The sequence below is a fragment of the Umezawaea sp. genome, assembly GCF_036375055.1.
GTDB lineage: Bacteria > Actinomycetota > Actinomycetes > Mycobacteriales > Pseudonocardiaceae > Umezawaea.
In genome coordinates, this window is record NZ_DASUSQ010000016.1 from 37,125 (window position 1) to 63,952 (window position 26,828).

19 protein-coding genes are annotated in these 26,828 nt (G+C 71.6%); 7 read left to right on the forward strand and 12 right to left on the reverse strand.

From position 1 onward, the window contains the following. Positions 1-23 precede the first annotated feature (23 nt). Genes VFZ92_RS05625 through VFZ92_RS05635 form a run of 3 tightly spaced genes read right to left on the reverse strand, consistent with a single transcriptional unit; the run spans position 24 to position 3,156 of the window. A complete protein-coding gene (locus VFZ92_RS05625; protein WP_330874702.1) occupies positions 24-692 on the reverse strand; it encodes a hypothetical protein in 669 nt (222 codons plus the stop codon). A 44-nt stretch (positions 693-736) separates the two neighbouring features. Then, complete coding sequence (locus VFZ92_RS05630; RefSeq protein WP_330874703.1) at positions 737-2,977, reverse strand: TOMM precursor leader peptide-binding protein; 2,241 nt, start codon at positions 2,975-2,977, stop codon at positions 737-739. A gap of 17 nt (positions 2,978-2,994) precedes the next feature. Continuing rightward, positions 2,995-3,156, reverse strand: a complete 162-nt coding sequence (locus tag VFZ92_RS05635; protein ID WP_330874704.1) for a hypothetical protein — start codon at positions 3,154-3,156, stop codon at positions 2,995-2,997. 237 nt (positions 3,157-3,393) lie between these two features. Here VFZ92_RS05635 and VFZ92_RS05640 point away from each other — a divergent pair, with 237 nt between their 5' ends. Next, positions 3,394-4,179: an AfsR/SARP family transcriptional regulator gene (locus VFZ92_RS05640; protein ID WP_330874705.1), complete on the forward strand. Its 786-nt coding sequence runs from the start codon at positions 3,394-3,396 to the stop codon at positions 4,177-4,179. An 85-nt stretch (positions 4,180-4,264) separates the two neighbouring features. Next, positions 4,265-4,444 (forward strand): hypothetical protein, encoded by a 180-nt coding sequence (locus tag VFZ92_RS05645; protein ID WP_330874706.1) that lies wholly within the window; start codon positions 4,265-4,267, stop codon positions 4,442-4,444. Positions 4,445-4,544: 100 nt separating this feature from the next. Here VFZ92_RS05645 and VFZ92_RS05650 read toward each other — a convergent pair whose 3' ends face one another. Continuing rightward, the gene (locus VFZ92_RS05650; protein ID WP_330874707.1) at positions 4,545-5,486 is read right to left on the reverse strand and encodes a helix-turn-helix transcriptional regulator; all 942 of its coding nucleotides are present in this window, start codon (positions 5,484-5,486) and stop codon (positions 4,545-4,547) included. A gap of 89 nt (positions 5,487-5,575) precedes the next feature. Here VFZ92_RS05650 and VFZ92_RS05655 point away from each other — a divergent pair, with 89 nt between their 5' ends. After that, positions 5,576-5,980 carry a VOC family protein gene (locus VFZ92_RS05655; RefSeq protein ID WP_330874708.1) on the forward strand — a complete coding sequence of 135 codons (405 nt, stop codon included), beginning with the start codon at positions 5,576-5,578 and terminating at the stop codon, positions 5,978-5,980. On the opposite strand, the gene VFZ92_RS05660 is transcribed toward VFZ92_RS05655, so the two are convergent. Then, the gene (locus tag VFZ92_RS05660) at positions 5,956-8,049 is read right to left on the reverse strand and encodes a TIR domain-containing protein (protein ID WP_330874709.1); all 2,094 of its coding nucleotides are present in this window, start codon (positions 8,047-8,049) and stop codon (positions 5,956-5,958) included. The genes VFZ92_RS05655 and VFZ92_RS05660 overlap by 25 nt on opposite strands. A gap of 297 nt (positions 8,050-8,346) precedes the next feature. Here VFZ92_RS05660 and VFZ92_RS05665 point away from each other — a divergent pair, with 297 nt between their 5' ends. Beyond that, on the forward strand, positions 8,347-10,590 hold the full coding sequence (locus tag VFZ92_RS05665) for an ATP-binding protein (protein ID WP_330874710.1): 2,244 nt from the start codon (positions 8,347-8,349) through the stop codon (positions 10,588-10,590). A 217-nt stretch (positions 10,591-10,807) separates the two neighbouring features. Here VFZ92_RS05665 and VFZ92_RS05670 read toward each other — a convergent pair whose 3' ends face one another. The 3 genes from VFZ92_RS05670 to VFZ92_RS05680 all read right to left on the reverse strand — a co-directional run bounded on the left by VFZ92_RS05670 (position 10,808) and on the right by VFZ92_RS05680 (position 14,273). Next, positions 10,808-12,895, reverse strand: coding sequence for an ATP-binding protein (locus tag VFZ92_RS05670; RefSeq protein ID WP_330874711.1), 2,088 nt, complete (start codon positions 12,893-12,895; stop codon positions 10,808-10,810). Between the two features lie 106 nt (positions 12,896-13,001). Further along, positions 13,002-13,559, reverse strand: a complete 558-nt coding sequence (locus VFZ92_RS05675) for a hypothetical protein (protein WP_330874712.1) — start codon at positions 13,557-13,559, stop codon at positions 13,002-13,004. 81 nt (positions 13,560-13,640) lie between these two features. Then, on the reverse strand, positions 13,641-14,273 hold the full coding sequence (locus tag VFZ92_RS05680) for a MarR family winged helix-turn-helix transcriptional regulator (protein ID WP_330874713.1): 633 nt from the start codon (positions 14,271-14,273) through the stop codon (positions 13,641-13,643). 400 nt (positions 14,274-14,673) lie between these two features. Between VFZ92_RS05680 and VFZ92_RS05685 the strand changes: the two genes are divergently transcribed. Then, the gene (locus VFZ92_RS05685) at positions 14,674-17,670 is read left to right on the forward strand and encodes a GH92 family glycosyl hydrolase (RefSeq protein ID WP_330874714.1); all 2,997 of its coding nucleotides are present in this window, start codon (positions 14,674-14,676) and stop codon (positions 17,668-17,670) included. Positions 17,671-17,672: 2 nt separating this feature from the next. Here the strand turns inward: VFZ92_RS05685 and VFZ92_RS05690 are convergent, their stop codons facing one another. Next, a complete protein-coding gene (locus VFZ92_RS05690) occupies positions 17,673-18,329 on the reverse strand; it encodes an FMN-dependent NADH-azoreductase (protein ID WP_330874715.1) in 657 nt (218 codons plus the stop codon). Positions 18,330-18,495: 166 nt separating this feature from the next. On the opposite strand from VFZ92_RS05690, the gene VFZ92_RS05695 reads away from it, so the two are divergent. Then, the gene (locus VFZ92_RS05695) at positions 18,496-18,816 is read left to right on the forward strand and encodes a helix-turn-helix domain-containing protein (protein WP_330874716.1); all 321 of its coding nucleotides are present in this window, start codon (positions 18,496-18,498) and stop codon (positions 18,814-18,816) included. Positions 18,817-19,342: 526 nt separating this feature from the next. Here the strand turns inward: VFZ92_RS05695 and VFZ92_RS05700 are convergent. The 3 genes from VFZ92_RS05700 to VFZ92_RS05710 all read right to left on the reverse strand — a co-directional run bounded on the left by VFZ92_RS05700 (position 19,343) and on the right by VFZ92_RS05710 (position 24,218). Next, positions 19,343-19,843: an SsgA family sporulation/cell division regulator gene (locus VFZ92_RS05700; RefSeq protein WP_330874717.1), complete on the reverse strand. Its 501-nt coding sequence runs from the start codon at positions 19,841-19,843 to the stop codon at positions 19,343-19,345. 233 nt (positions 19,844-20,076) lie between these two features. Next, positions 20,077-21,606 (reverse strand): glycoside hydrolase family 88 protein, encoded by a 1,530-nt coding sequence (locus VFZ92_RS05705; protein WP_330874718.1) that lies wholly within the window; start codon positions 21,604-21,606, stop codon positions 20,077-20,079. Further along, complete coding sequence (locus VFZ92_RS05710; RefSeq protein WP_330874719.1) at positions 21,603-24,218, reverse strand: glycoside hydrolase family 97 catalytic domain-containing protein; 2,616 nt, start codon at positions 24,216-24,218, stop codon at positions 21,603-21,605. Before VFZ92_RS05710 ends, VFZ92_RS05705 begins: the two co-directional genes overlap by 4 nt. Positions 24,219-24,815: 597 nt before the next feature. Here VFZ92_RS05710 and VFZ92_RS05715 point away from each other — a divergent pair. Next, the coding region (locus tag VFZ92_RS05715) for a hypothetical protein (protein WP_330874720.1) at positions 24,816-26,828 on the forward strand (2,013 nt) is incomplete at its 3' end.

Here is a 26,828-nt window from a genome sequence, read left to right on the forward strand (position 1 = left end):
GACATCGCCGTCCGAGCCTCATGCTAATGGTGCCTGGACGGTGTTCTGCCGGACTTGCCGGGGTCGACGCTGAGGATGAACCCGGCGCTCGCCAGGTACGCCACGACGTCGGCGACGGTGCTCCGGTCCACCTGGAGGCGGCCCGCCACCTCGGTGACGGTCGTCCGTCCGTCGAGCAGCTGCTTCGCGATCCCCGGTGCGGGCGGGCGGTGCAGCACGACGACGTAGGGCGGTCCGGGGCACACGAGCACCTGGTCGCCGTCCACGTCCTCGATCCGCGCTTCCCGCGCGACCTCGATCGGGTCGTCCTCCTCGATCCGCGGCCACGGGAACACCGCGTCGCTCACCACCGCCACCAGCGACAGGATCGGGCCCGCCCCGTCGTGCAGGCCGAGCGACGGCACCACCACGCCGCCCAGCTCGTCCAGCGTCAGCTTCAGCCGGGACCACTCCGTGCCCGCGCAGCCCCCGGTCCGCCACCGGTCGAACTCGGCGAACAGGACCGGGATGTTCTCCAGCGACACCGGCCCCAGGCTCATCCGGTTCAGCGCCTCCCGCACCAGTGGGCTGTCGTCGGACACGTCGATGTCACCCCAGCGCCCGTGCACGGTCAGCCCGTGCCCGTCGGCACTGACGGACGTGTCCTCCAGGAGCGAGAACAGGGGGCGCCCGGAGGGGAAGTATGAGGTCACTGCGCTACTCCAACTCTGCCCAGGCCGCGCCAGACCGATACCGGTCATAGGAACATCGGGACCGGGTTGAGTTCGTCGAACGCGGCGGGTCTGTCGACCCGCCCCAGGCATACCGGGACGCTGTACAGCCGCCCTGGAGCCAGCCTGGACCAGAAGTGCCGCATGCCGGGGACGATCACCTTCACCACGGGGAGTCCCACGTCGGGGCGGGTCTGGTCGAGCACCAGCAGCTCCAGCCCGCGCTCCTCCAGGCGGGTCCGGATCGATTCGACGTCCAGCAGGAGGTCCTCGCCGGGCGCGTACCGGAACTGCCCGATCCGCCGGGCGGGGGCGAACGGGTCCGGCAGCAGGTAGGGCTGGTTGTCCGTGGAGCAGTTCCGCAGCCAGTGCCGCAGGTCCACGTCCATGCGCCGCCAGTCGCCGTCGCGCAGGCTCGTGATCGACGGCATCACCTGGTTCAGCTCGGTCAGCGCGCGCCGGACGGCCACCCTCGGGTCGAGGTGGGCGCCGAAGCCGAACATGACGTCCTCGCGCGGCCCGCCGATCCGCCGCGACACGGCGGCCACCACCGGGATCTCCAGGTCCGCGGTCAGGTCCAGCACCCACACCTCGCGGCCCAGCTCGGCGTACACGTCGCGCAGCTCGTCGATGAACGGGTCGCCGATCGAGTCCAGGTCGACCGAGGGCATCCGGGTGCGGTTGTACCACCACAGCGCCACGGCGTCGCGCTCCACGACCTCCAGCAGCCCCTGGAGCACCGCGTCCTCGACGCTGCTCCCGGCCGCGCAGCCGTTGGAGTTCGCCGTGATCGACGCGGGCGCGGGAGCCCCGTAGTACAGGGATCCCGTCGGCAGCAGGCGGTGGCACCGGTTCGTCACCGACCACACCGGCGTCCAGTCCAGCACCCCGTGCTCGTCGAACGGCTCGGGCACGTGCTGGAACGGCGAGTGGGCCGCGTTGTGCGCCACGCGGTTCGCGAACTGGCGCTCGTCGTAGAGCTGGACGGCGTCCGGGTGCACGGCCTCGTCGCCGATGCGCCGGTAGCTGCCGCGGACCGTGGCCTCGTCGCCGTGGTAGGTGCCGCTGTGCCGTTCGAGCGCCTCGCACAGCGCGCCCACCTCGGCCTGCAACGGCGTCGCGCCCTTGCCGCCGTTGTCGCAGCGCAGCGTCGAGCGCAGGCCGTCGAGACCGGTCGCGCGCGCGGCGGCGTTCGTGCCGGAGCGGTAGGAGTGGAAGAAGTCGTGGCCGCGGTCGTCGCGGCGGATCTCCTTGACGACGCCGGTCAGCGGGCTCACCAGGTGGCGGTAGCGGTCCAGCACCTCCTGCGGCGACGCCGACCGGTGGCCGCCGCCGTCGCGGGACCGCTTGACCCGCGAGGCCAGCCGGACCGGCGTCCGCGCCCGCTCGCGGACCAGGTCGGGGTCCCCGCAGCCGGGGCACTGCGGGATCCGGCGCACCTCGTGGTGGGTGACCCGCATGTCGAGGCTGTCGTACGACCAGATCTCGCGCTGCCCGGCGTGCCGGTAGCCCGCGAGCCACTTGGTGGTCTCCAGCGCGGCGACCTCCGTGGCCGTCGCCGCCACCGACGGGAGGCCGACGGCGGGACGAGCCGCGGGGCCGAGCCTGCCGCGCACCGCCTGCACGTGGGCCTCGGCGGGCCGGTTGGCCGACAGGCGCGCGGAGAGGCACCGCCAGCAGGCGCCCTCGCCGGGCGTGAAGAACGGACCGACCCACACCCGCGTGCCGGTCGCCTTGAGCAGCAGCCACGGCGTGCCCGTCCGGCGGTGCTCCTCGTCGAGGGCCAGCAGGCCGGGGTCGAGGTAGTCGGTGCAGGCCACCACCGCGAGGTCGGCCTCGCCCGCCACGACGTCCAGCCCGGCGCGGCCCAGCGCGCCGACGAGCGCGTCCCGCCGCGCCCCACCGACCGGGACGACCCGCACGCGGGCGGCTCCGGTGCCGCTCACGGCGGCCGAGGCGTCCAGCCCGGCGGCGTCCCAGTAGGCCAGCGCCGTGTCGTCGGCGTCCTCCTCGGGCACCGGACCGACGAGCCCCGCGGCCCCGAGCCGGTCCAGCAGCCGCCCCGCCTGGTCGGCGTCCACCCCCGCGGGCAGGTCCCGCAGCAGTTCGGCGAGGTCCCTCGTCCCGTCCAGCAGCGGTGCCAGCAGTTCGACCTGGGACCCCTGGAGGGCCGTCACCCCGCTCTCCGAGAACAGGTAGACCGCCTCGCCGTGGACGACCTCCGGCCGCAGGTGGCGCTTGAACCCGATCCGCTCGTGTCCGCGCACGCTCCCGACCCGTTCCCTCAGAGCGCGGACGTCGGTCGGAGACCGGTGACGGGACCGCCGTGGCAGTGGACGCTGAACCCGAGGAAGTCGAGGGCGGCGCCCGCGGGGCGGTCGAACTCGTGGATGACGAGGTCGAGGTCGTCGGTGAGGTCGTCCGCGGTGCGGGTGGTGGCGTTCATCTCTTTCTCCCAGGATCGTGTTTCATCCTTCAAAACAGTGGAAAGCGCTGGTCAGGATTGTGTCCGGCTGGGGGAACCCGCCGGTAGTTACGGCGTACCGTGCGCGAACGTGAAGTTCTCATGCCCGGTAGGGGGTGACTTCACGCCGGACTCGTGCTAGCGACACTGGGCTTTCGAGCGTCCGCGCGGTGGACTGTCCAGGCACCAGGAGGAGCGGACCACCGAGGAGGCACGGCGATGCGGATCAGGGTTCTAGGCCCGTTGGAGGCCACGGCGAACGGTCGTTCCGTGCTTCCGACGGCCGCCAAGCCGCGGCAGGTGTTCGCCCTGCTGGCGCTGCGGGCGGGCCAGGTCGTGCCGGTCGCGACCCTCGTCGAGGAGCTGTGGGGCGAACGCCCGCCGCGCAGTTCGCGCACCACGCTCCAGACCTACGTGATGCAGCTGCGCAGGCTGCTCGGCGACGACGCGACGGGCGTGCTGGCCACCAGGTTCGGCGGCTACCTGCTCGACGTCCCGCCGGAGTGCGTGGACGTGCACGAGTACGAGCGCCTCGCCCGGTCCGGCAGGCACGCCGCGGAGGCTGGCGACTTCGAGTCGGCGGCCAGGCTCCTGCTCGCGGCGCTGGACGTGTGGCGCGGCCCGGCGCTGGTGGACGTGCCGACCGGCGAGTCCCTGAGCATCGAGGTCACCCGCCTGGAGGAGAGCAGGCTGTCGGCCGTGGAGAGCCGCATCGCCGCCGACATGCGCTGCGGCAGGCACCACGTCCTGCTCAGCGAGCTGGCCGTGCTGACCGCGCGCTACCCGATGAACGAGAACCTGTGCGCCCAGCACATGATCGCGCTGTTCCGCTCGGGCAGGCAGTGGCAGGCGCTGGACGCCTTCAAGGCGCTGCGCGGCGCGCTCGTCGACGAGCTGGGCGTGGAACCGTCCGGCTCCCTGCGCGAGCTCCAGCGGGCCATCCTCAGGTCGGACGCCCGCCTGGACCGCGCCGTACCGAGGGAGACCCGGAAGATGATGGCCTGAGCCCGCCCGTCGCCGAGGAGTCGTCGAGGCTCTCCGGAGCGCACGCGGTCATCCTCGTCGCACGGGGGCGGCAGGAGGTGCGGTGGTGCCCACGGGATCGGCGGGGGTCGAGCTGCTCCGCGTGGCGAACGGCCAGGGCGCGTCCGTCGTGGCGCGGTACCTGCGGAAGGCGGTGCGGGACCACGTCCCGCACGGTTGCGGGTCGGGGACCACCCCGTGCCCCCACGAGGTGGAGGCGGCCGGGGTCCTCGGCCCGGGGGTGTGACGGCGGCTCCCCCGCGCGGCCCGGCGAACGGCGGGTGACGACGAACCCCGGCGCCCGTCGTGTGGAACGCGGGGGAGCCGCGGCCCCGCTCGGCGGGTGGTCAGGCGTACCGCTCCGCCAACTCGGTGCCGATCCGCCTCAGTTCCGCCCGCACGGACGCGGGCTCCAGCACCTCGACCGCGGCGCCCCAGCCCGCGAGGTCGCGGGCGATGTCGAGCGGTGTCGGCGCGGCCACGCGGACGCGCGACCGGCCGTCGGCCAGGTCCTCCTCCACGTGGCAGTGCCGCCCGAAGTGGGAGCGCAGCACGGAGAGGTGCCGGGTGGGGGCGAGCACGACCGCCGCCGTGCGGGACCGCTTGCGCTCCACCTCGCCGACGACCTCCTCCCACGCCGCGGCGAGCACGAAGTCGTCCGGGCGCTCGGCGGGCTCGTCCGTCGGCCCGGTCTCCACGATCCGGTCGACGCGGAAGGTCCGCCGCCCCTCGTCGGTGCCCGCCACCAGGTACCAGACGTCGTCCTTGTCGACGAGACCCCACGGGTCGACCAGGCGTTCGGAGCGGTCGCGGGCGTGCTTCGCGTAGGTGATGCGGACCTTGCGCCGCCGCACGACGGCGGACTGGAGCACGTCGACCACCGCCGGCCTGCCCCGGCCCTGGTCGCCCCACCCGGCCGAGTCGATCACCGTGGCGCTCGCGGCGGCCTCGGCGGCGGCCCGGAAGCCACGGGGGAGCGCCCGGACGAGCTTGCGCAGCGCGGCCTTGGCCTCTCCGGAGACGGCGGCGGCCGGGCCGACGAGCAGGAACAGCGCCTGGGCCTCCGGCGCGGACAGGCCGCTGAGGTCGGTGCGGGCGCCGCCGACGAGCGACCAGCCACCACCACGACCCTGTCGCGGGTACACGGGGACCCCCGCCGCGGACAGCGCTTCGAGGTCGCGGCGGGCGGTGGCCACGGAGACCTCCAGCTCGGCGGCGACCTGGGCGGCGGTCACCCGGCCGCGTGACTGCATCAGCAGGAGGGTCGCCACGAGGCGATCTGCGCGCACACCCCCAGTGTGCCCGCAAAGTGCTCAGAGGTTGAGCACTTCACACCGGACGATGGGAGGAGTCATCCGCTGGAGGAAAGGAGCCACCCGTGTTGCGAGGTCTCACCACCGTCACCTTCTTCGCCGACGACGTCCCGGCCGCGGTCGCCTGGTACACCGAGGTCCTGGGCATCGAGCCCTACTTCGTCAGGCCGGAGCGGGGCACCCCGCTGTACGTCGAGTTCCGCATCGGCGACTACCAGCACGAGCTCGGCATCCTGGACTCCGGGTTCGCCCCGCACGCCAGGACGGAACGGGCCTCGGGCGCGCTGGTCTACTGGCACGTCGACGAACTGGAGGGCAGCGTCGAGCGGCTGGTCTCGCTGGGAGCGACGCCGCACGACAAGCCCACCGAGCGCGGGCCCGGCTACGTCACCGCCTCCGTCGTCGACCCGTTCGGCAACGTCCTCGGCCTGATGTACAACGAGCACTACCTGGACGTCCTGTCGGCCTGACGGTCGGCGCGGGCACCGGTGTTCGGCGTCTCCGGGGGGTCGGGTGCGACCTCCCGGCTCGCCAGGACGCGGAGGCAGACCGCTCCGGCGTCCTCCTGGTCGCCCCTGTCGGTCAGCGCCCGGCCCAGCAGGACCAGGGCGTGCCCGTGCGCCACCGCGATCCGCGGGGCGGAGGGGAGCCGCGCGGTCGCCACCAGTTCCAGCAGCGCGGCCCCGGCGGCGTTCCAGTCCTCTTCGGACGGCAGGGCGTCGGCGGGGAGCCCGCGTTCCGGGGTGGTCCGACCGCTCAGGGCGTCCAGGTGCGCGCGGGCCTGGGCGAGGTGGCCCGCGGCCTGGCGGGTCCGCGCCGCCGCCAGCAGGTGCTCGACCTCGTCCGGGTGCAGCGCGTGCAGGTTCTCGTGGAACCGCGCGGCCAGCGCCGGTTCACCCCGCCGGTCGTAGTCCCGCGCCGCCAGCAGGTTCAGCCCCGTCGAGTACGCAGGCGAGTCGGCGGTGTGCTCCAGCAGCGCGGCGGCGTGCTCGGCGGGAACGGGACCGGCCGCCGCGGCGAGGAGCGCGTGCGCGGCAACGGCGGCGATGGTGCTCAGGTCGCTCGGGGGCAGGAACAGCCGCGCCGCCTGGCGGACGAGCTGGTGGACCTGCCAGGAGGTGGTCCCCTCGACCAGGTCGATCAGCATCGTCCGGTCGAGGTTCGCGAGCACGGCGCCCGCCTCCGCGGTCCTGGCGAACGCGGCCAGCACCTCGCCGATGAGCGTGGCGGGCAGCGGGTCCTCGCCGCAGACCGCCGACAGCCCCAGCACCGCCCGTTCGGCCGTCGCCAGCCGGTCGATCGCGTCGCGCACCGCGTGCAGCGCCCGGTCCAGCACGGTGGCGTCGGTGGTGAGGCGGCGGACCCGCTCGTCCAGTTCCCACGGGCCGTCACGCCCCCGCGCGGCGGCCGCGGCGAACAGGATCGTGAACGGGTGGCCGCCCAGCCCGTCCACCAGGTCGTCGATCGCCCGCGCCTCGGCGGCCGTGGCCGAGCGGTCGCGGGTGAACAGCTCGTGGCCGTCGTCGGCCGTCATCGCGCGCAGCCGGACCCGCGTCGCGAGGCTCGGCGGGAACTCGTGCTGGCCGATCAGCAGGGTGTGCACGCCGTCGACGCGCGGCACCAGTTCCGCCAGCACGTGGTCGGGCACCCCGCGGGGGACGTCGTCGACGATCCACAGCGCGGGCCCGCCACCCGCGGCCAGGCGGGCGTTCCACCACGCCAGCACGTTCGCGCGCGACCTGTCCGGCAGGTCCTGTCCGAGCGTCCTGGCCAGCTCGACCAGTTGCGCGGTGTGCGTCGCGCGCACGCGGTCGGGGGAGGCGCCCGCGCCGGTGAGCGTGATGCGGTGCGTGCCGCCCCGGTAGAGGAAGCCGAAGTCGTGCACGTACACCTTGGCGAGGGCGGTCTTCCCGATGCCGCTCATGCCCGTGAGGGCGGCGACCGGCGGGGCCGTCACGGCGTGCACGAGCGGGTGCTCGCCGCGGTGCAGGGCGGAGTGGATCGCCCACCGGTCCCGGTAGCGGCCCACGTACGCGGCCGTCGGGGCACCGGGCGAGGTCTGCCGGGTGGCCGCGCGCTCGCTGAAGTCGATGCCGGAGAACGGCGTGCGCAGGGCCCGTGCCCTGGTCCGGACCTCCGACACGATCGCGGCCAGCTCCGACCTCGTGCCCCACTTCGTGAAGTAGCGGTGCGCGGCCAATTCCAGCGGCATGAGGTGGTGGGTTTTCGGGTTGTCCGGGTTGATCACCAGGATTCGCTGCTCCACCTCGCCCGTGCGCAGCGCGGACAGATAGGCGTGGTGGAGTTCGAATTGGCACGCGGAACGGCCGGAAAACGACTCTGAGTAGTAGACCAGCATCGTTTTCGAGGTGCGCAGTGCTTGCTGGATTTCCTCGGAGATGCTGTGCGAGAAACGGATGTCGTGCTCGTCCATGAACGTGCGTACACCGACCGTTACCAGCGCGTTCCTGAGTTCGCGCACGGCGGGTCGATCCTCGCCGCTGTAGGAGAGGAATACGTCGTATCCTTTCGTGCCCACCGTTGAAGGATAACTCTCCGTGGGCATCGGCGTTCGGATGTCCTGCATCTGTCATTGTATTTTCGCGCGGTGCTGATCGGCCACGAACTGTCTGCTCTTTGTCCTGGCGGATCGCGTCGGAGTCTGGACTTCGGGGCTGGGAATTCGCTTCCGGCCACCCCGGTGGAACGGTCTGTCCCGCACGTGGGCCGGGCGGGCGTCGGTTGCCTGCCGCGCCGGAAACAGGAAACCCCTTCTCCCGGTCCCCGCCGCGGGCGACGCTGGGGGTGTCGGGAGAGCGGAAGGCACGATGCGTCCATGGAAGAACGTCCTGGGGAGTTCGGCGGGGAACTGCGGCGGCTGCGCGAGGAGGCCGGGCTGTCCCAGTCGGCGTTCGCCGCGCGCATCCACTACAGCAAGGGTTACCTCAGCAAGGTCGAGACGGGCAGGGCGACCGGCAACCACGAGTTCGCGAGGGCGTGCGACGACGCGCTGACGGCGGGTGGCGTGCTGACCGCGCTGGTGCGGGGGAGGCGGGAGCGGCAGGGGACCGGGGACGTCGTCACCGCGATCACCGGTCTGCCGCCGACGACGCCGCACTTCACCGGGCGGTCGGAGGAGTTGGCGCGCATCGCCGGGTTCGTGGCCTCGGAGGACGGCGAGGTCGCGTGCGTGCTGAGCGGGATGGCGGGAGCGGGCAAGACCGCGCTCGGCCTGCGGGCGTCGTGGGACGCGCGGGAGTCCTTCCCGGACGGTTGCCTGTTCCTGGACCTGCACGGCCACGCGCCCGGCACGGCGACGGTCACCGCGCACGACGCCCTCGACCCGCTGCTCAGGCTGCTCGGCGTCCCCGCCGAGCAGATCCCGCCGCACGTCGACGCCCGCGCCAACCTCTACCGCAGCAGGCTGCGCGGCAAGCGCGTCCTGCTGGTGTTCGACAACGTCCGCAGCGCCGCGCAGGTCGCCCCGCTGCTCCCCGCGGAACCCCGGTGCCGGGTGGTCATCACCAGCCGCAACAGGCTCAACGCCCTGGACGACGCCGTGCACCTGCCCGTGGACGTGCTGCCCGCCGCGGAGGCGGTCGTGCTGTTCCGCGCCATCGGCGGGGACCGGGCGAAATCGGCCGCGGACGACGTCGTGGGCCGCGTCGTCGAGCGCTGCGGACGCCTGCCGCTCGCGATCCGCATCGCCGCGGCCCGGTTCCGCGGCAGTCCGCTGTGGACGGTGGAGGACTTCGAGCACCGGCTGGACGACGAGACGTCCAGGCTCGCCGTGCTGGACGACGGCGAACGCAGCGTCGCGGCGGCGTTCAGCCTGTCCTGCCAGGCGTTGACCGACGAGCAGCGCAGGCTGTTCGGGCTGCTGGCCCTGCACCCAGGGCGGGACGTGGAGATCCGCACCACCGCCGCGCTCGCGGGCGAGGGGCTGGCGCACACCAGGAGCCTGGTGGACCACCTCGGCGACGCCCACCTCGTCGTGCACGACACCGCCGACCGCCTGACCGTGCACGACCTCGTGCGCGAGTTCGCCCGCGACCGGGTGCTGCCCGACATCCCCGCCCACGAGCAGGCCGCGGCCGTGCGGCGGATGCTCGACCACAACCTGCTGCTCGCCGAGTCGAGCGACGAGTTCCTCGCCCCGAACCGCTACCTGCCGCCGGTCGCGCCGGACGAGCTGCCGGAGGTGTCGGAGAAGTTCACCGACCACGAGTCGGCGCTCACCTGGATCGACCAGGAGTGGCCGAACCTCGTGGGCCTGTGCCACCTGGCCGCCGCGCGCGGACTGCACCACGCGTGCTGGCAGCTCGCCTACATCCTGCGGGACTTCTTCTTCCTCGCGAAGCTCTGGGACCCGTGGATCGACACCCACCTCGTAGCGGCTGCCTCAGCACGGGCCGCGGGCGACACCAGGGCGCTCGCGATGACGCTGGACAACCTCGGCGTGGCCCACGTCGACCGGGGGGAGCTGGACGTCGCGGTCGGCTACTTCGAGGAGGCGCTGGAACTCTTCCGCGAGCTGGACGACGAGCACGGCACCACCGACGCCCTCTCCAACCTGGCGTGGGCCGCGCTCTACCTCGACGACCACCAGACCGCGCTGCGCGGGCTCCGCGAGGTGATGGAGTCCTACCGGCGGCGCGGCCAGCCCCGCAGCGCCGCCATCGCGCTGCGCGGTGTCGCGCTGGTGGAGGCGGAGTTGGCGCGGTACGACGACGCCGTGGCTCACGCGGGGCAGGCGCGGTGCGAGTTCGAGGCCCTGGCGTTGCACCTCGACGTGGTGATGTCGGTCAACTGCGAGGCCTGGGCCCACTTCCAGGCCGGTGACCACGGGGCCGCCGTCGCTCGTTACGAGGAGGCCGTGGAGCTGGGGGAGCGGTGCGGCAGCCGGTACGAGACCGCTCGGGCGTTGATCGGGTTGGGGAACGTGCACCGGGCTGCCGGGCGGGATGCCGAGGCTGAGGCGCTGTGGGCTCGGGCCGATGGGGTGCACGACTCGGTGAACCCGGTGATGATCGGGGAGGCACGGGTTCGGGAGTCGTTGTCGCGGTTGGGGATTGGGTGAGCTGGGGTGAGGGCTGGTCCAGGCCAGGCCAGGCCAGCCCAGCCCCGCCCAGGCTCGGCCAGCCCAGCCCAGCCCAGCCCAGCCCAGGCCAGGCTCGGCCAGCCCAGCCCAGCCTCGGCTGGGTGAGGGTTGGTGCGGGTGAAGTGGTCGGGCGGTGGTGCGGTGGGGGAGGTCTGTGCCGGGTTGGGTCGCGTGCTCCCGGTCAGCGCTGTGCCTCTCACTGCTCCAGTGCCGCTAGTGCTGTGGTTGCCTCTGCCGCCTCTGCTGTGGCGTTGAGCGCGGTGAACAGGTCTGCTGCCGTGCGCAGTTCGGTTTTCGCCTGGTCGTGGTCGCCTGATTGTTGTGCTGCTCTGGCCAGGCCCCTGTGTGCTCTGGCCCGTTCGAACCGGCTGCCCTGCTCTACCGCTCGTGCCAGGGCGTTGTGGTGGGCTGCCGCTGCCGCTGTCGGGTTGCCTGCCTGGCAGTGCACTTCGCCCAGGCTGTTGTGGGCCATCAGTTGGTCCAGTGGTGACGAGCGTTCCTCGAACACGGCCATGGCGTCGTGCAGGTGGTTGACGGCTTCGGGGAACCTGCCCAGTGCCGCCTCGAAGATCGCGATGCCGCGCAGCGTGATCCCCGCGTTCGTCCGCGCGCCGCAGCGCTCGTAGTTGGCCAGTGCGCGGGTCGCCCACTCCAGGGCGCCCTCGTGGTCTGCGCGGCCGTGCAGGATCCACGCGTAGTTGCCCATGGCGTTGCCCGCGCCGCGCAGGTCGCCCACCTGCTCGAAGATCTCCTGTGCCCGCAGGTAGTGCGGGCCCGCCGCCTCGGGGTCGCCGCGTTCCAGCAGGGCCAGACCCAGGTTGTTGCGGGTGGACGCCTCCGCGGCGAGGTCGCCCAGGCGTTGGGTGGCGGCCAGTGCGGTGCGGTGCGTGCGGACCCAGGTGTCCCAGTCCTTCGTGAGGAAGAAGTAGCCGCGCATCGTGTAGGCGAGTTGCCAGCGGCGGGCGTCCAACTCCGGACCGCCTACCTGGAACAGCGCCGCCAGCACCTCGTGCTCGGCCGTCATCCAGTCGAGCGCGGACTCGCGGCTGTCCAGCCCCTCGACCGGCGTCGACGACCCGTCCAGCGCTACGCGGAAGCGGCGCGGTGACAGCAGCACGTCCGCCTGTGCCGCGCCGTGCAGGTGGTGGTCGAACAGCCGCACGAGCGCCGTCCGCCGTTCCTCCCGGTCGCCCTCCTCGGCCAGTTCGGCGGCGTAGACCCGCAGCAGGTCGTGCATGCCGACCCGGCCGCGACCCGCGTCCACGGCGACCTGCGCCTGGAACAGGACGGCGAGCAGCCGGTTCACCCCGCGCACCGGGACGTCCGCCAGCGCGGCCACGGCTGCCCTGCCGACGTCCGCGCCGGGAACGAGGCCCAGCAGGCGGAACAGCCTCGCCGCGTCCGGCGGCAGCCGCCGGTAGGACCACGAGAACACCGTCCGGACGGCGGTCCTGGGGTCGCCGCTGTCCAGCGCGTCCAACCTGCTCCGCTCGTCGGCCAGCGCCGCCACCAGGTCGGCGAGCGGAACGTCCGGCTGGTAGCTCGCGTAGCCCGCGACCACCCGCAGCGCCAGCGGCAAGCCGGCGCAGTGCCGCACGCACTCCGCCGCGGCCTCCGGCTCGTCCCGCACCCGGTCGCCGACCAGCGTCGCCAGCAGGTCCAGCGCCTCGGCCTCGGCCAGCACGTCCACGGCCAGCGGCACCGCGCCGTGGTCGACCACCAGCCCGGTGAGGTTCGCCCGGCTGGTCACCAGCACGCACGACCCCGCACCCGGCACGAGCGGCCGCACCTGCTCCTCGTCCCGCGCGTTGTCCAGCACGACGACCACCCGCCGTTCGCTCAGCCGCGAGCGGAACAGCGCCGCCCGCTCCTCCGTCCCCACGGGCAGGTTCTCCGGCTCCACGCCCAGCGCCCGCAGGAAGGAGCCGAGCACCTCGCCCGCGTCGGAGGGCTGCTCCGCGCCGAACCCGTGCAGGTCGACGTGGAACTGCCCGTCCGGGAAGCGGTCGGCGGCCCGGTGCGCCCAGGACACGGCCAGCGCGGTCTTGCCCACGCCGCCCATGCCGGTCAGCACCACCACCGGCACGGTCCCCGCGGGCGCGTCGAACACCGCCCGGTCCACGGCCGCCAGCAGCGCGTCACGGCCGCCGAACCCTCGCGGTGGAGCGGGCAACTGCCTGGGCGTCCGCGTGACCTCGGAGGGCGCGTGGAAGTGCACTCCGCCCGCGATCGCGCCCGCCTGCACCAGGTTGCCCGAGACACCGGACATGGAGTTGCTCGTCATCGGTTCCCCTTCGTCCGGCGTCAAGGGAACACTCGGCGGGCCGCGGTCACGACACCGGGGTCGGCGTGGGAGCGGGAGGTGAAGACCCGAGGCGCGTCGCGGTCGCTCACCGGACTTCGCGGCGCACGGCGGAGACGAGGCGGGCGCCGAGTTCCGCGGTGACGTCGTGGACCGCGGCGCGGAGCCGGGTGACGCTGAAGGTCTCCCCCGCGGTGACGGTCGCGGACCGCGCGGCGTCCGCGCGCACGTGGTCGAGCGCTTCGAGACCGACCGAGGGGGCGACGTGGTCCGGCACCGGCAGGTCGAGCGCGAGCAGCGCGGTCATCAGGTTCTCCAGCCGCGGCACCACGTCCTCGACCAGCGCGCTGCCCCCGCCGCCGGGCAGCGCCGTCCAGGCCGAGCGCGCGCCGTCGCGCCGCACGGTGATGCCGGACGACCGCTGGAAGGCGGACGCGCTCTCGTCGGTGGAGTCGACCCGCAGCGGTTCAGCGTCGTCGAACAGACCGTGGGCGAGGCCGTGGGAGGCGAGTTCCCCGGACAGCGGTTCGAGCCGCCGGACGGGCAGCCGCCCGTGCTCGCCCACCGGGAGGAGGTGCACCGCCAGCGCGGGCACGCCCTCCGCGCGGGTCGGGGACCCCTGATGCGCGCCGTCCGCCGAAACCATCGCAGGCTCCTCCCGCTCGCGGTGGTGACGCGACCAAGCTACAGCGGGTCGTCCGGCGCTTCGGTCCGTGGAACCGGGTGGTCAGCGCTTGTCCGGCTTCTGTCCTTGTTCTGTCGTTGATCCGGCGGACGGGCCGAGGCGGGTCCACAGCGCGGCCAGGCGGCTGACGTCCGGGGAGGAGAGGTGGTCGATGAACTCCCGCCGGATGTCGCGGAACAGGATGTCCATGGCCCGCACCAGGTGCTGCTCGCCCTCGGCGGTCAGCGCGGCGTCCACGGCCTGGCGGCCGGGCACGCTGGTGCGCTCCACGAGGCCTCGTTCCTCCAGGCGGGTCACCATCCTGGTGACGCCGCTGGGGGTCACCACACCGGAGAGCTGGTTCATCCGCAACCTGCGGTCGGGCGCGGTCCACAGCCGGTACAGGACGTCGAACTCCGTGGTGGTCAGGTCGGCCCGCCTCTGGAGGTCCGCGTCCAGCCTGCGGACGATGCGGGTCTGCACCTCCAGCATTCCGCGCCACGCCAGCAGTTCCAGCGACGTGAGGTGCGGGACGTCCGGCCCGTTCGCGTCGGGGCCCGCCGGGTGCCTCCGCGCCGACCTGGAGCGGGCGCGGTAGGCGCGCTGCCTGCACGCGGCCGAGCAGTACCGCGACGGCCTGCCGGACTCCTGGTCGAGCAGCGGGACCCGGCACGCCCCGCACAGGATTTCGTTCACGAGACCATCCCCCAATGGCGTTGCGTGACGTCGCGTGCCCAGGTTAGGACACGGCGGCCGGGCTCGGGCGGACGGACCGGGTGATCTTGGGTGCGAACGGGTGGTCCTCGTCCACTGAGGAGCAGGCGGCGGGGAGCGGTCGTCGTCGCCCCGTGGGTACCTGATGATCGCGCAATCGATTTCACCACGGTTTTCCGCGGCACCTCCGCCCCTCGGCGTCCCGTGCGCCCGCAGGGCGTGATCGACGCTCGCGAAAACGGTCCGAGCAGGCGAGTTCCGGACCTCGCCCGATCCGGGGGCCTGTCCACCGGACAGAATCCGAAGTTCACCGCGACGTCCCTGTGCGAGCCGAGGCGCGGACCCTACTGTCGAGCCGCCACCGCCGCACGAAGGGATCCCCATGCGCGTCCTCCCGCTCAGCCTCGCAGCCCTCCTGGTCCTGAGCGCGGCGGCGACCCCGACGTCCGCCCACCCGGCGGGCGACCTCAAACCCGCCAAGGACCTCACCCGCTACGTGGACCCCCTCATCGGCAGCGCCAACGGCGGCAACACCTACCCCGGCGCGGTCCGTCCCTTCGGGATGATCTCCTGGAGCCCCACCAGCACCAGGGGCGACCAGACCAACACCGGCGCGGCCAACGGGTACGCCTACGACGCCACCAGGGTCAGGGGCTTCAGCCTCACCCACGTCAACGGCGCGGGCTGCCACCCCGGCGCCGCGGGCGACGTCCCCATCATGCCGTTCACCGGCGACATCACGACCTCCCCGACGGCGGACACCGGGGACGAGGTCTACGCCGACGACTTCCGCCACGAGGACGAGAAGGCCACGCCCGGCCGTTACCGGGTGGCCCTGGAGTCCGGTGCCGCGGTCGACCTCTCCACGACCACCAGGGCGGGCGTCGGCACGTTCTCGTTCCCCGAGGACAAGAAGGCGGCGCTGCTGTTCCGCGTCTCCAACTCGCTCAACGGCAGCGAGGACGCGGACATCACCATCGACCCGCGGACCAACTCGGTGGAGGGCTCCGTGCTCACCGGGGCGTTCTGCGGCAGGCGGGCCAACGGCGGCGGCAACAACAAGAAGACCTACTACCGCCTCTACTTCACCGCTCGGTTCGACCGCCCGTTCGCCTCGACGGGCACCTGGCGCGACGACACCCTGACCCCCGGCTCGACCACCACCCACGGCGGCGAGGGCTACGAGACGGGCGCCGCGCGAGCGGGCCGGGGCTCCGGCGGCTACGTCACGTTCGACCCGTCCACCGACAGCGACGTCCAGGTCGAGGTCGGCATCTCCTACACCAGCCGACAGGCGGCGAGGCGCAACCTGGCCGAGGAGATCAAGCCGGGGGACACCGTCGACACCATCGCCCGCGAGTCAACCAGGGCGTGGGAGGCCAAGCTCAAGGACGTCGAGGTCGCGGGCGGCACCCAGGACCAGCTCACCACCTTCTACACCGCCGTCTACCACGCCTTCCTGCAACCCAACGTCGCCAGCGACGTGGACGGCACGTACCTCGGCAGCGACCAGCAGGTCCACCGGCTCGAACGCGGCCAGGACGACCAGTACGGCAACTTCTCCGGCTGGGACCAGTACCGGGCCCACACCCAGCTCCTCGCCCTCCTGGAACCGGAGGTGGCGAGCGACTACGCCCAGTCCCTGCTCAACCTCGCCGAGCAGAACGGCGGCGTCTGGGACCGCTGGGTCCACGTCAACGGCCCCACCCACGTCATGACCGGAGACCCCTCCGCCCCGGCCCTCGCGGGCATGTACGCCATGGGCGCCAAGGACTTCGACGCGGACGAAGCGCTGGCCTCGCTCGCCCGACAGGCGACCACCCCGCACCCCGACGGCCTGTCCGACAAGGGCTGCCCCGGCCAGTGCGAGGGCCAGCGCCCCAACCTCGCCGAGTACCAGCGCCTCGGCTACGCCCCCCAGGACACCTGCCACTGCTGGGGCGGCGCGGCCGAAACCCTGGAGGACTCCACCGCCGACTTCGCCCTGGCCGACTGGGCGGCGCGCCTCGGCCGGTCCGACATCCGCACCCGGCTCCTCCCGCGCGCGAGCTGGTGGCGCAACACCTTCAACCCGTCGGCCGCCGGAACCGGCTACCAGCAGGCGAAGAACGCCGACGGCACGTGGGTCTGGCCGTTCACCCCCTCCTCGGACACCGGTTTCGCCCAGGGCAGCAGCGCCACCTACACGTGGATGGTCCAGCACGACGTCTCCGGCCTCGCGAACGCCATGGGCGGCAGGGCGCGGGCGGCGGCCCGGCTGGACGACTTCTTCCACCGGCCCGACGGTTCCTGGGCCACCGGCGGCGACGGCCTCCGCTACGACCCGACGAACGAGCCGGGCATCCACACCCCGTGGCTCTACAACGCCCTCGCCCAGCCGTGGAAGACGCAGCAGACCGTGCGGGCGATGGCGAGCCTCGTCTACCAGACCGGTCCGGGGGGACTGCCGGGCAACGACGACCTCGGCACCATGTCCGCCTGGTACGTCTTCGCCGCGCTCGGCGTCTACCCGCAGACCCCGAGCCGCGCCGAACTCCTCCTGTCCAGCCCGACCTTCCCCAAGGCGTGGATCAACCGCGGTGGCAAGACCATCAGGATCACCACCCCGAACGCCTCCCCGGACAACGTCTACGTCCAGGGCGCCACGCTGAACGGCAAGGCCCACACGAGGTCGTGGCTCCCGGAGAGCGTGGTCGCCAGGGGCGGTGACCTGACCGTCGACGTCGGTCCGACCCCGAACACCGGCTGGGGCACCACCGACCTCCCCGTCGACCACGTCCCCGCGGCGGCGGCCCCGGTCCCCAACCTCCCGGAGCCCTGCACCCCGTCCGGCTCCCAGTGCGCCCACGACCTCCGCGTCCAGTCCGATGTGGACGGCGTGGCCACCGCGGACGCCAAGCAGCAGGGCAACCTCGACGGCAAGGGCTGGAGCTTCCCCGCCGAACAGCTCCCCGCGGCGGGGCCGCGCACCGTGACGGGCGTCGACTACCTGATCCCCACCACCACGGGCACCGCCCGCAACGTCCTCACCGCGAGGGGCCAGCGCACGTACCTGACGCCGAAGGCCTACACGACGCTCGACCTGCTCACGACGGCGGTCAACGGCGACCAGCGGGTGGACGTCACCGTCACCTACACCGACGGCTCGACGTCCACCGCGACGCTGGCCGTCACCGACTGGGCGTCGGCGGCGGGGCCGAAGTTCGGCGAGGACACGGCGATCACCGCCACCACCCGCTACAACGTCAACGGCACCGCCGACGGCCGCACGGTCCGGATCTGGCACGTCGCCGTCCCGCTGGACCCGACCCGCACCGCCGCGTCCTTCACCACCACCCCCAACCAGAACCTCAAGGTCCTGGCGCTGAGCGCGACCTAGTCCTACACGCGGTGGAGCGCCGCGCCCGCGAGGTCACGACCGTGCTCGCGGGCGTTGTGCTCCGCCGCGACCCGCATCTCGGCGGCCAGGTCCCGCAGCGACTCCATCGCGGGCGTCACGGCGGCCAGCGTCAGCTCCGACTCGACCACCTTCAGGTCCAGCAGCCACACGTCGGCGAGGAAGCGCCGCATCCACCCGGTGGCGTGGTCCCAGCCCTCGCGCGGCGTGCCCGCCCCGTAGCCGCCGCCGCGCACCGTCACGAGCACGGCGGGCTTGCCCTGCGTCGCGGGCGTGGCCCCCGGACCCATCCGCGGATCGGTGGCGACCAGGTCGGCCCACGTCTTGAAGTGCTGCGAGACGCCGTAGTTGTACAGCGGCACGGCGAACAGCAGCGCGTCGGCGTCGACCAGCTGGTCGGTGGCCTCGGTGGCCAGCGCGACGGCCTGCCGCTGCTCGGGCGTCCGGTTCTCCTCGGGGGTGTACGGCGCGGTCACGGCCGTGGCCCACGCGGTGGCCGGGATCGGGTCGACGCCGATGTGCCGGGTGGTCACCGCGGCGTCGGGGTGGGCCGACCTCCACTCCTGCTCGACGATGTCGGCGATCTCTCGGCTGTGCGAGCCCTCGACGCGGATGCTCGCGTCCAGGCGGAAGAGCGACATGGTGTGACTCCTAGTGGTTCCCAGTGGGTAGTGATGCACTAGCTGCTAGCGCTTCACTAGTCACTATGAATATACGAGCACACAGGTGGAGCGCAAGTGGCGGGGTACTATGGCGTGCGTGACACCACCGGAGCCGAGCACCGTTCAAGAGGCTCACGACCTGCAAGTGTGCGATGTGTCGCTGCGGCGCGCGTTCGGCTTCCTCGGCAAGCGGTGGAACGGCGTGATCATCGCGACGATCGGCGCGCTCGGCCCCGTCGGCTTCGCCGACCTGAAGAGGGCGGTCACCGGCATCACCGACTCGATGCTGTCGGACCGGCTCACGGAACTGGCGTCGATCAACCTGGTCGTGCGCTCGGTGACCACGGCGAAGCCGCCGTCGGTGACCTACGCGCTCACCGAGGAGGGCAAGCGCCTGCTCCCGGTGTTCGACCAGCTCGCGCGCTGGGCGCACGGCAACCTGTCGGACTGCCTGGGCGGTCGCTAGCTCTCGGGCCGCGGGCGCTCAGGCTGGCGGCTGTCCGGATCGGCGGTTGTTCGCCCGCGGTCGCTCGGGCCTGCGGTTGTTCGGCTGGCGGTCGCTCAAGTCGCGGTCGCTCCGGCAGCGGGTGATCCGGCGGTGGGTGATGCGGCGGCGGGGTCGCCTGGGTCTGCGGTTGTTCCGGCAGGCGGTCGTTCGGCGGCCGGGTCGCCCGGGGCTGCGGTTGTTCCGGCAGGTGGTCGTTCCGGCGGTGGGGTCGCCTGGGTCTGCGCTCGGGCAGGCGGCTGTTCGGCCTGGTGCCGTTCGAGCGGGCCGTCGTTCGCGCTGCGGTGATCGGGCGGAGGTGGCCCCGGCTCGCGGCCGTTCGAGCAGCGCGAAGCGGGCGTCGCCCGGTGTGGAAGGCCCCCCGACTCACACGCTAGAGGAGAGGGCTGACAGTTTTGAGGGCCCGAAGTCGGGTGGGGATCACTCGAAGAGGTGATCGCCGGCCGTGCGGTCCGGTAGGTCGGGGTGGTGCGGGGGAAGGCGGGTCCTAGATGTCGGCGCGGCCGTCCACGAGCCACTCCAGTTCGGTCGTCCACTCCAGCTCGCCGACGTCCACCAGGCTCGGCTCCTGGCCCAGCGGCATGACCTCCTGCGTGTACCGGAGGAACTGCTCCACCCACGTCACGGACAGCCGCAGCGTCAGGTCACCGGCCGCGGAGTCCAGTTCCAGCGACGTCACCAGCCCGTGCCGGACCCGCACGTCGCCGATGCCGCCGCCGTCGACCAGCAGCTCACGGGCGAAGACCCACTCGGACGCCTCGCCGGTCTCGTCGTCGTGCACGAGCAGCGTGATCGCGTACGGGTCGGTCGTGTTCCAGCTCAGCGACGCGAGCGACCCCGACCTGGACCGCCCCTCCCCACCCCGCTCGGTGATGGCCGTCTTGGTCGTCGTCCCGGTGACGCAGTGGCGGTCGTCGATGCCGAAGCGGCACAGCCACTGGTGAGCGTCGCCTTCACGGTGCTGGTACGCGTGAGGGTCGTCGATCATGGGATCCGTCCTTCCGGGCGAGGAGCAGCGAGCTGTTCTCTACCCAGAAGACGCGCGTAGCTCGTCCAGGGTGCGTGTCGTGATCTAAATGCGACACAAATCTGGGGTGCCCAGGGGTCGATAGGGGTGCCGAGAACGCCTCCCACCAGCGGATTCAAGGTCCACGCGCGACAGGTAACAACTTGGTGTTGGAGCGGCCGAAAAATGCGGTCCGAGACGCTTTCACGCGATTCTCATGGACCAACCGATCGGTCTGGGTAGGCCAGTTGTTCATTCATGATGAGGAACGCCCCCAACCCGTGGAAGTCGTTCACGGCCCGCGGTCGGTCCAGGTAGTACCGCTCGTTCCCCACCCCGGTCCCGACCACGATCTCCTCGACCTGGGCGCGTCCGTCGGACCCGGTGGACGTCCGGTCGAGCACACCCCGGTACCCCTTCGCCGCCACCGGCAGGAAGGTCGGGCTCAGGTAGCCGCGCTCCACCGCCCGCGACACGGTGTACGCGTACATGCTCGAACACGACGTCTCGGTCCAGTTCCCCGCGAGCGAGGGCTTGGTCGGCAGCTGGAACCACCGGCCGCTCGCCGGGTCCTGCCACCGCTGGTAGCCACCTGCCAGGTGCCGCACGACGTCCACCAGCGCCGCCCGGTTCGGGTGCGTCGGGGGCAGCACGTCGAGCACGTCCACGGTCGCCATCCCGAACCAGCCGACGGCCCGGCACCACACCTCCGGCGACACCCCGGTGGCGGGATCGGCCCAGGACGACCTCCGCGTCTCGTCGTAGGCGTGGAACAGCATCCCGTCGGGCGACCGCAGGTGCCCGAAGTACGTGACGAGCTGCCGGGACGCCTCGTCGAACGCGGCCGGGCCGTCCCCGACCTGCGCGCCGTACCGGGCGAGGAACGGCTGCGCCATGAACACGCCGTCGGCCCACAGTTGCCCGGTGAACGCGGTGTTGTGGATCAGCGCGCCGTCCGACGTGCGCGGGTACTCGGCCATCCGCTGCCGGATCCGGGTGGCCGCCAGCGTGTACCGGGCCTCGCCGGTCTCGCGGGCGAGCACCAGGAAGACGTTCCCCGCCAACATGCTGTCCAGGTCGTTGTACGCGTTGCCGGTGCTCCCGTCCGGCCGCACCTCGGCACCGCCCCACGCCTTCAGGTAGTCCAGGTACCGCGGATCGCCCGTCCGCTCGAACACCAGGTGCACGCCCTGGAGGAACAGCGCGTCCGTGTAGCCCAGGCCGAGCGACGTCGCGGGCCGCCTGGCGATCGTCGAGTCGACGATCGCCGTGGACCAGTCGTCGGGCGCGGGCGCCACGACGCCGTTGTCGACCACCAGCGAATCCAGGTTCGGGCCGCCGTCGGCGGTCGTGGCGGTGGCGCGGACCGTGTTCGCGCCGGAGGTCAGCCGAGCGCTGACGACACGGGTGGTCCACGACGTCCACGCGCCGGTACCGGGGAACGACACCTCGGTGACCGCCACCCCGTTCACCTCGATCCGCAGCGGCCGGGCGGCCGTCGTCCCGTTGGCGTAGCGGAACACCAGGTCGTGGTCGCCCGCCACGGCCGCGTCCACGGCGAACCGCACCGCGCTGCCCACCACGTTGTCGAAGTTCACGAACCCCGACCCGGTGAACCCGGCGTGGTTCGACTCCACCACGCCCAGCGTCCGGGTCGCCCGCTCGGCCTCGTAGGCGGTGGTCGCCGCCGACGCGGGAACGGCGACCAGCGAGAACGCCAGAGCGGCCACCACGACGGGCGTCACGCGCACGCGATCCTCGCCTCCGTCCAGTCCGCGTGGTCGAAGTTCTTGCCGTCACCGCCGTCGGTGACGCGCAGGCTCAGCAACCGCACCCCGCCGACGTCGACCGACACGGCGCGGGCGGAGGTCTTCTCCCTGATGACGCCGCTGTCGTAGAGCAGCCGGTCGTCGCCGTACACCTGGAACACCACGGACCCGGTCTCGGTCGTCTCGTCGTCCAAACCGATCCCGGCGGTGAACGCGGAGCACCGGCGACCGGTGTAGACCGAGACGTCCGACGCCGCGTGCACGCCGATCCCCTTGGCGTAGGTCGTGCCGCCGACCCGCAGCGGAGCGCCGTCACCGCCGGAACTCTCGCCGTTGGAGCGGTCGCGCTCGGCCGGGCCCCAACCGTTGGTCTCGGTCGTGAAGGGGAGGTCGCTCACGAACGACGTCCCGCCGGGCACCGCGGGTGGGACGAACACCCGCACGGCCTTCTCCACGTGCGTGCGCTCGGCGTTGAACTCCGCGAACACCGGCACGTCCACGAAACCGTACGGGCTCTGGTCACCGACCCGCAGCGTCCACCGGCCGGTCATGGTCTCGCCCGGTGCCAGCGCCCCGCGCCGCACCGGCAGTCCCGTCACGCTCCAGCCCGAGGGGGCCGCCGCCGTGAGGGACGGGTCGGTCAGGACGCTGGAACTGGTGTTGGTGAACGTGCCGGTCACGTCGAAGGCCGTGCCCTTCGCCGCGTCGAACTCCTGGGTCGGTGTGACGCTCAGCGAGGTCGTCGGGACCTGCTTGACCGGCAGGTCGCACGTCGTGCGGCCGGACCGGGCCGGGCAGGCGACGGCGGCGAAACCGCCGTTGCGCGGCACGGCCACGGAGAGGGTGGACGTCGAGCGCAGCACCTGGCTGGACCGGAGCACGTCGCCGCGGGACGTGGACGCGTCGTCGCGGACGACCTCCACGAGCCAGTCCCCGCCACCCAGGAACGACAGCGGTGCCGCGACCGTGCGGGCGTCACCGGTGGAGATCGCGCCGACGAACCAGCGGTCACCCGCGCGCCGCGCCACCACCGCACCGGTGTCGGGGGTGCCGCCGACCAGCCTGGTGTCGTCCCAGGTCGTGGGGACCTGGTTGAGGAAGCGCAACGCCTGCGGCCTCGCCTGGTAGGCCTCGGGCTTGTCGGCGAAGTGCGTCCAGCCGGACTCGTAGACCACGGGCAGCGCCACCTCGTGCGCGACCGTCGCCTCCTTCGTGCCGACGTCGAGCGACACCGGCGTGTAGTCCATGGAACCGACCACGTTGCGGGTGAACGCCTGCACCGGGTTGTTCGCCGCGGCGGGCCGGTTCTCCGCGCCCCGCACGGCCTCCATCGTCATGACGTGCGGCCACGTCCGAGCCAGGCCGTGGGGGATGGTGGAGCCGTGGAAGTTCACCATGAGGTGCAGGTCGGCCGTCTTCGCCAGCACCGCGTCGTACCACCGGTAGCGCTCGCGGGAGTCGGACTCCATGAAGTCCAGCTTCACGCCCTTGACGCCCCAGCCCTGGATCCTCGGGAGGAGGGTGTCCTGCTCGGCCCTGGTGTCGAGCGCGGTCCAGTGGAGCCAGAGCAGGACGTCCACGCCCTTCGCCCTGGCGTACCTGGTCAGCTCCGGTGCCCAGGTCGCGCTCCAGCCCTCGTCCACCAGGACGTACGGCCAGGCGTTGCGGGCGGCGAAGTCGACGTAGGCCTTCTGGCGTTCGAAGTTGGACGGGCTGGAGTTCTCGCTCAGCCAGGACCAGGCTACTTTGCCCGGTTTGATCCACGTGGTGTCCGCGATCTTCGACGGGGGTGCCAGGTCGTCCACCAGGGTGGACCCGGTGACCGCGGCGAGGTCGCCGATGATCGCCGTGCGCCACGGGGTCGTGAGTTCGGCCTCCGCCGTGACCTGGTCGTCGGCGAGGACGACCTGGTAGGAGCCGGAACCGGCGGTGTGGCGCAGCTTCGAGCCGGGGTAGCGTCCGTCCACGTCGGACTCGGTGAGGAGTGCGTAGTCCTGGCCCACCTGGAACAGGGACGGGTTGCCGTAGTCGCCCGCCGGTGCGCTGCCCGCCGTGGTTCGGATCCGGTCGGCCTCGTACCAGGCGTTGTAGGGCAGGAGCCAGGCCGGGGCGCTGGTGGGGACGGTGAAGGTCGAGGCCTCCCCGGTGATCGTCACTGGGCCCGGTACCACGTACCGGTAGGCCACGCCGTCCGCTGAAGCCCTCACCACCAGGTCGATCCGCGCGCCGGTCGTGGTCGTGAACGCCAACCGCGACTCGTTCGCGGTGACGGTCCGGTTCCGTCGCTTGCCGGTGGTCATCGCGTACTGCTCGGAGATCGTGCGGTCCGTGCGACTGGTGAACCGCAGGCCGGTGGTCAAGTCCGCTGTCGTGGTGGTGAGGCCTACCGGGGAGGGGGACAGCACGGTGCGTCCCGAGCGGGTCGCCCCCACGGTTGGTCTGCCGGACGGGTCCAGTGCCACGGTGGCCGAGAGGGTGCCCGACGACACCACCCACCGGTTGGCGGGTTGTGCCTGGGCCGCAACCGGTGTCACTGCGGATGCTAGGGCCAGCAGCACGATCATGAGCCACGGCTTGGACGACGCCATTGTCAGACCTCCGGACGCGTCTCGGTGCAGGGAGGGGTGAGAGCGCTCCCTCGATCGTGTCGGCGGGGGTGGGGGCGGTCAAGGTCGCCGGTGGTTATTAGCCGGACAGGATTTGTCCGGTCTGCTCTCCGCCATCGAGTTGACTTGTCAAGATCATCCCTGTAGTGGGCTTGATCCAGTGCAAATGTGCCCCCAATGGAGATGTAGATATGCATTGATAGTCAATGCATCGGCTATAAATGTTGTTGACGTACTATTTTTGCGGTTCTAAGCCATCTGAGGTCTCGCGCTCGGTCTGATTCGGTACGGACGCGTTTCGGTTGTTGCGATGCATGTCCTACTCCAGTCGGGTGAGTGAGCGGTTCACTCGAAAGCGACACGCGGTTCACTCCAACGAAGTGTGGTCAGAATGAGGTATGACTTCGCTCCGTGACAGGCGCTGCACTTCGTGAGTTCCGCAAATGGCTCACCTCTCTCAACGACGCAGACCTCACGACGCTGGTGTCCGTGGATGACGGCCTGCGCGTGCTGGGACGGCTGCCCATGTCGTACTTGGGTGGGCGCCGTCCCGCGTCCAGAGACCTGAGAGCTATCCGAGTGGGCATCACCAAGTCCTCCAACCAGCAGCTCCTCACCCTCGTGGCGAACGCGCTCGAGCTGGTTTCGCACTACCTGAACAGGCACTACGAGTTCGACCTGGACGCGGTGAGCAAACCCGACCATCGCATGCTCACCCGGATGCTGGTTGAACTCGGGCAGCCCTACGGTCAGTTCGTCCTTTACGCGTTGTTGCTTAGCAACGTGCCGGCCAGTCCGCTAGCGGTCGAACACGAGGCCAGCCTGAGGCAGGCAATCGGGGAGTCCGTGGAGACGAACCTTCCTGAATGCCGGGTGGTTGAGGCTGTGGAAGCGGAAACCTCAGGCGAAACTGGTCGCGCGCTGCAAAGGACAGAGTCCTCGGTTTCCGAGGATGTCAGCAACCTCGACCTGATTCGAGCTGAAGCTCAGCTCGCGGAGTTGCGTGGATTTGCTGAAACTATCGCGTTCGATCTGCGCTCGCTTGCCGCTGACGTCGAAGCGGGCGTTCCACTGTTCACCGAGATCGACGCCCGTCTGAGCGAGTACAGCAGGCGACGTGGCGGACTCATCGAGGCTGTGGCTCTCCTCGTGGAGGTGCAGCCCTCGGTCGGGTTCGACGGTCTTGGTGAACGGATGGAGGAGTGCCGCGCTAGTCGGGTTGCCGAGCTCCGGGCTCGAGAGATCGCCGCTGGGCGAATTCGCGATCTTGACCGGCAGATCGCCGAGCTGGAGGCGATGGTCGAATCAGCTCCGGAGATCGCTCGTGACTCCTTGAGAACAGCGCTGGAAGCGATGCGGATCCAGCGAGGTGAACTGGGTGCCGGAACCGTCAGCGCCTGCACGGCCGAGTTGGTGGCTGAACCCGTGGTTGCGGAGCAGCCCGTGCTGGACAGCGTCGACGGTCTTTCCGACGAGAGTGATGAGCGTTCTGCCGGTCGGCCCGAGCCGGTCACGTCCATCGTGAAGCGTGATGAAACTCGGACCACGGTTGTTGAATCCTCAGATGTGGATGTCGTACCGACCGACGTGGCCGTTACGACATCGGAGACGCTCGACGACGATCCACAGTCGTCAGGCGCGGAGGAGTTGGCGCACGGTTTTCCCTGGGAGGAAGGCGATCCTCCGCTTGCCGTCCGACTGACGTATGACGGCAGGATCGCGGAAGCCTACTGGGTGACCGCCATGTCGGGTGAGCCGGACCGTCGTGCCGCGGTTCTCAGGTTTGCCGCTGCCGCATACGGCGTTCACAACAACTCGGACGCAACCGCGATTCTGGCTGCACTTGATTTGGACGCCCAGGCACTGGGCATGGACATGGACGCCGCAGTGGTGGCCACGACCGCGATCCTCCGTGCTGGTCTAATAGCCGGCTGGGGTCATTCCCTTCTGGCTCAACTGCAGCCCGACCTGACGTTGCCCGCTGAATGGGCAGCACTTGTCGATGCGTCGATCGCAGCGGTCCGTCGGAGCTTCCGGGTTGACTACGGGGTGGGTGTGCTCCCTCCGGAAGACGACGTGAGCGAGGCACGTGTGGAACTGGGCAGACGAGCGAGGAGCTTGGCTGACGAGTTGCCACGGCGGAAGAACAGCTACCAGCGTGCGACCAGGGTCTTGCAGCGGTTGATGTTGACAGACCAGCCACTGGCGTCCGCGCTGCACTCCGTGATCGCTTGGTCCGACGGAGCAGGCGAGGGAGCCGCGGTCGGAGAAGCTCATGCTGCGCTGAGCACGCCTGGAGCTGCGGAGGCGATCATCGAGGCCGCAGACGCCGCGATGCGCAAGCCGAAGCAGGCGCGTGAACCCATCGTCGCCACCGCTCTGCGTGCTCTGCTCCGGGCGATCGACGAAGTGCGTATCATCGTGCGGGAAGCAGACGTCGTGAGCCGTCGGCTGGCCGTCGCGGAGTCCGACGACCGGGCTGTGACGGCAGGGCTCTCCCGCGCTTTGGCAGATGTCGAGTCCGTGCCAGTCCCGCAGGGGATGGCGGGTGCGGCAATGGCCCTGTTCCGTTCCTGGCTGCAGGACCCGGCG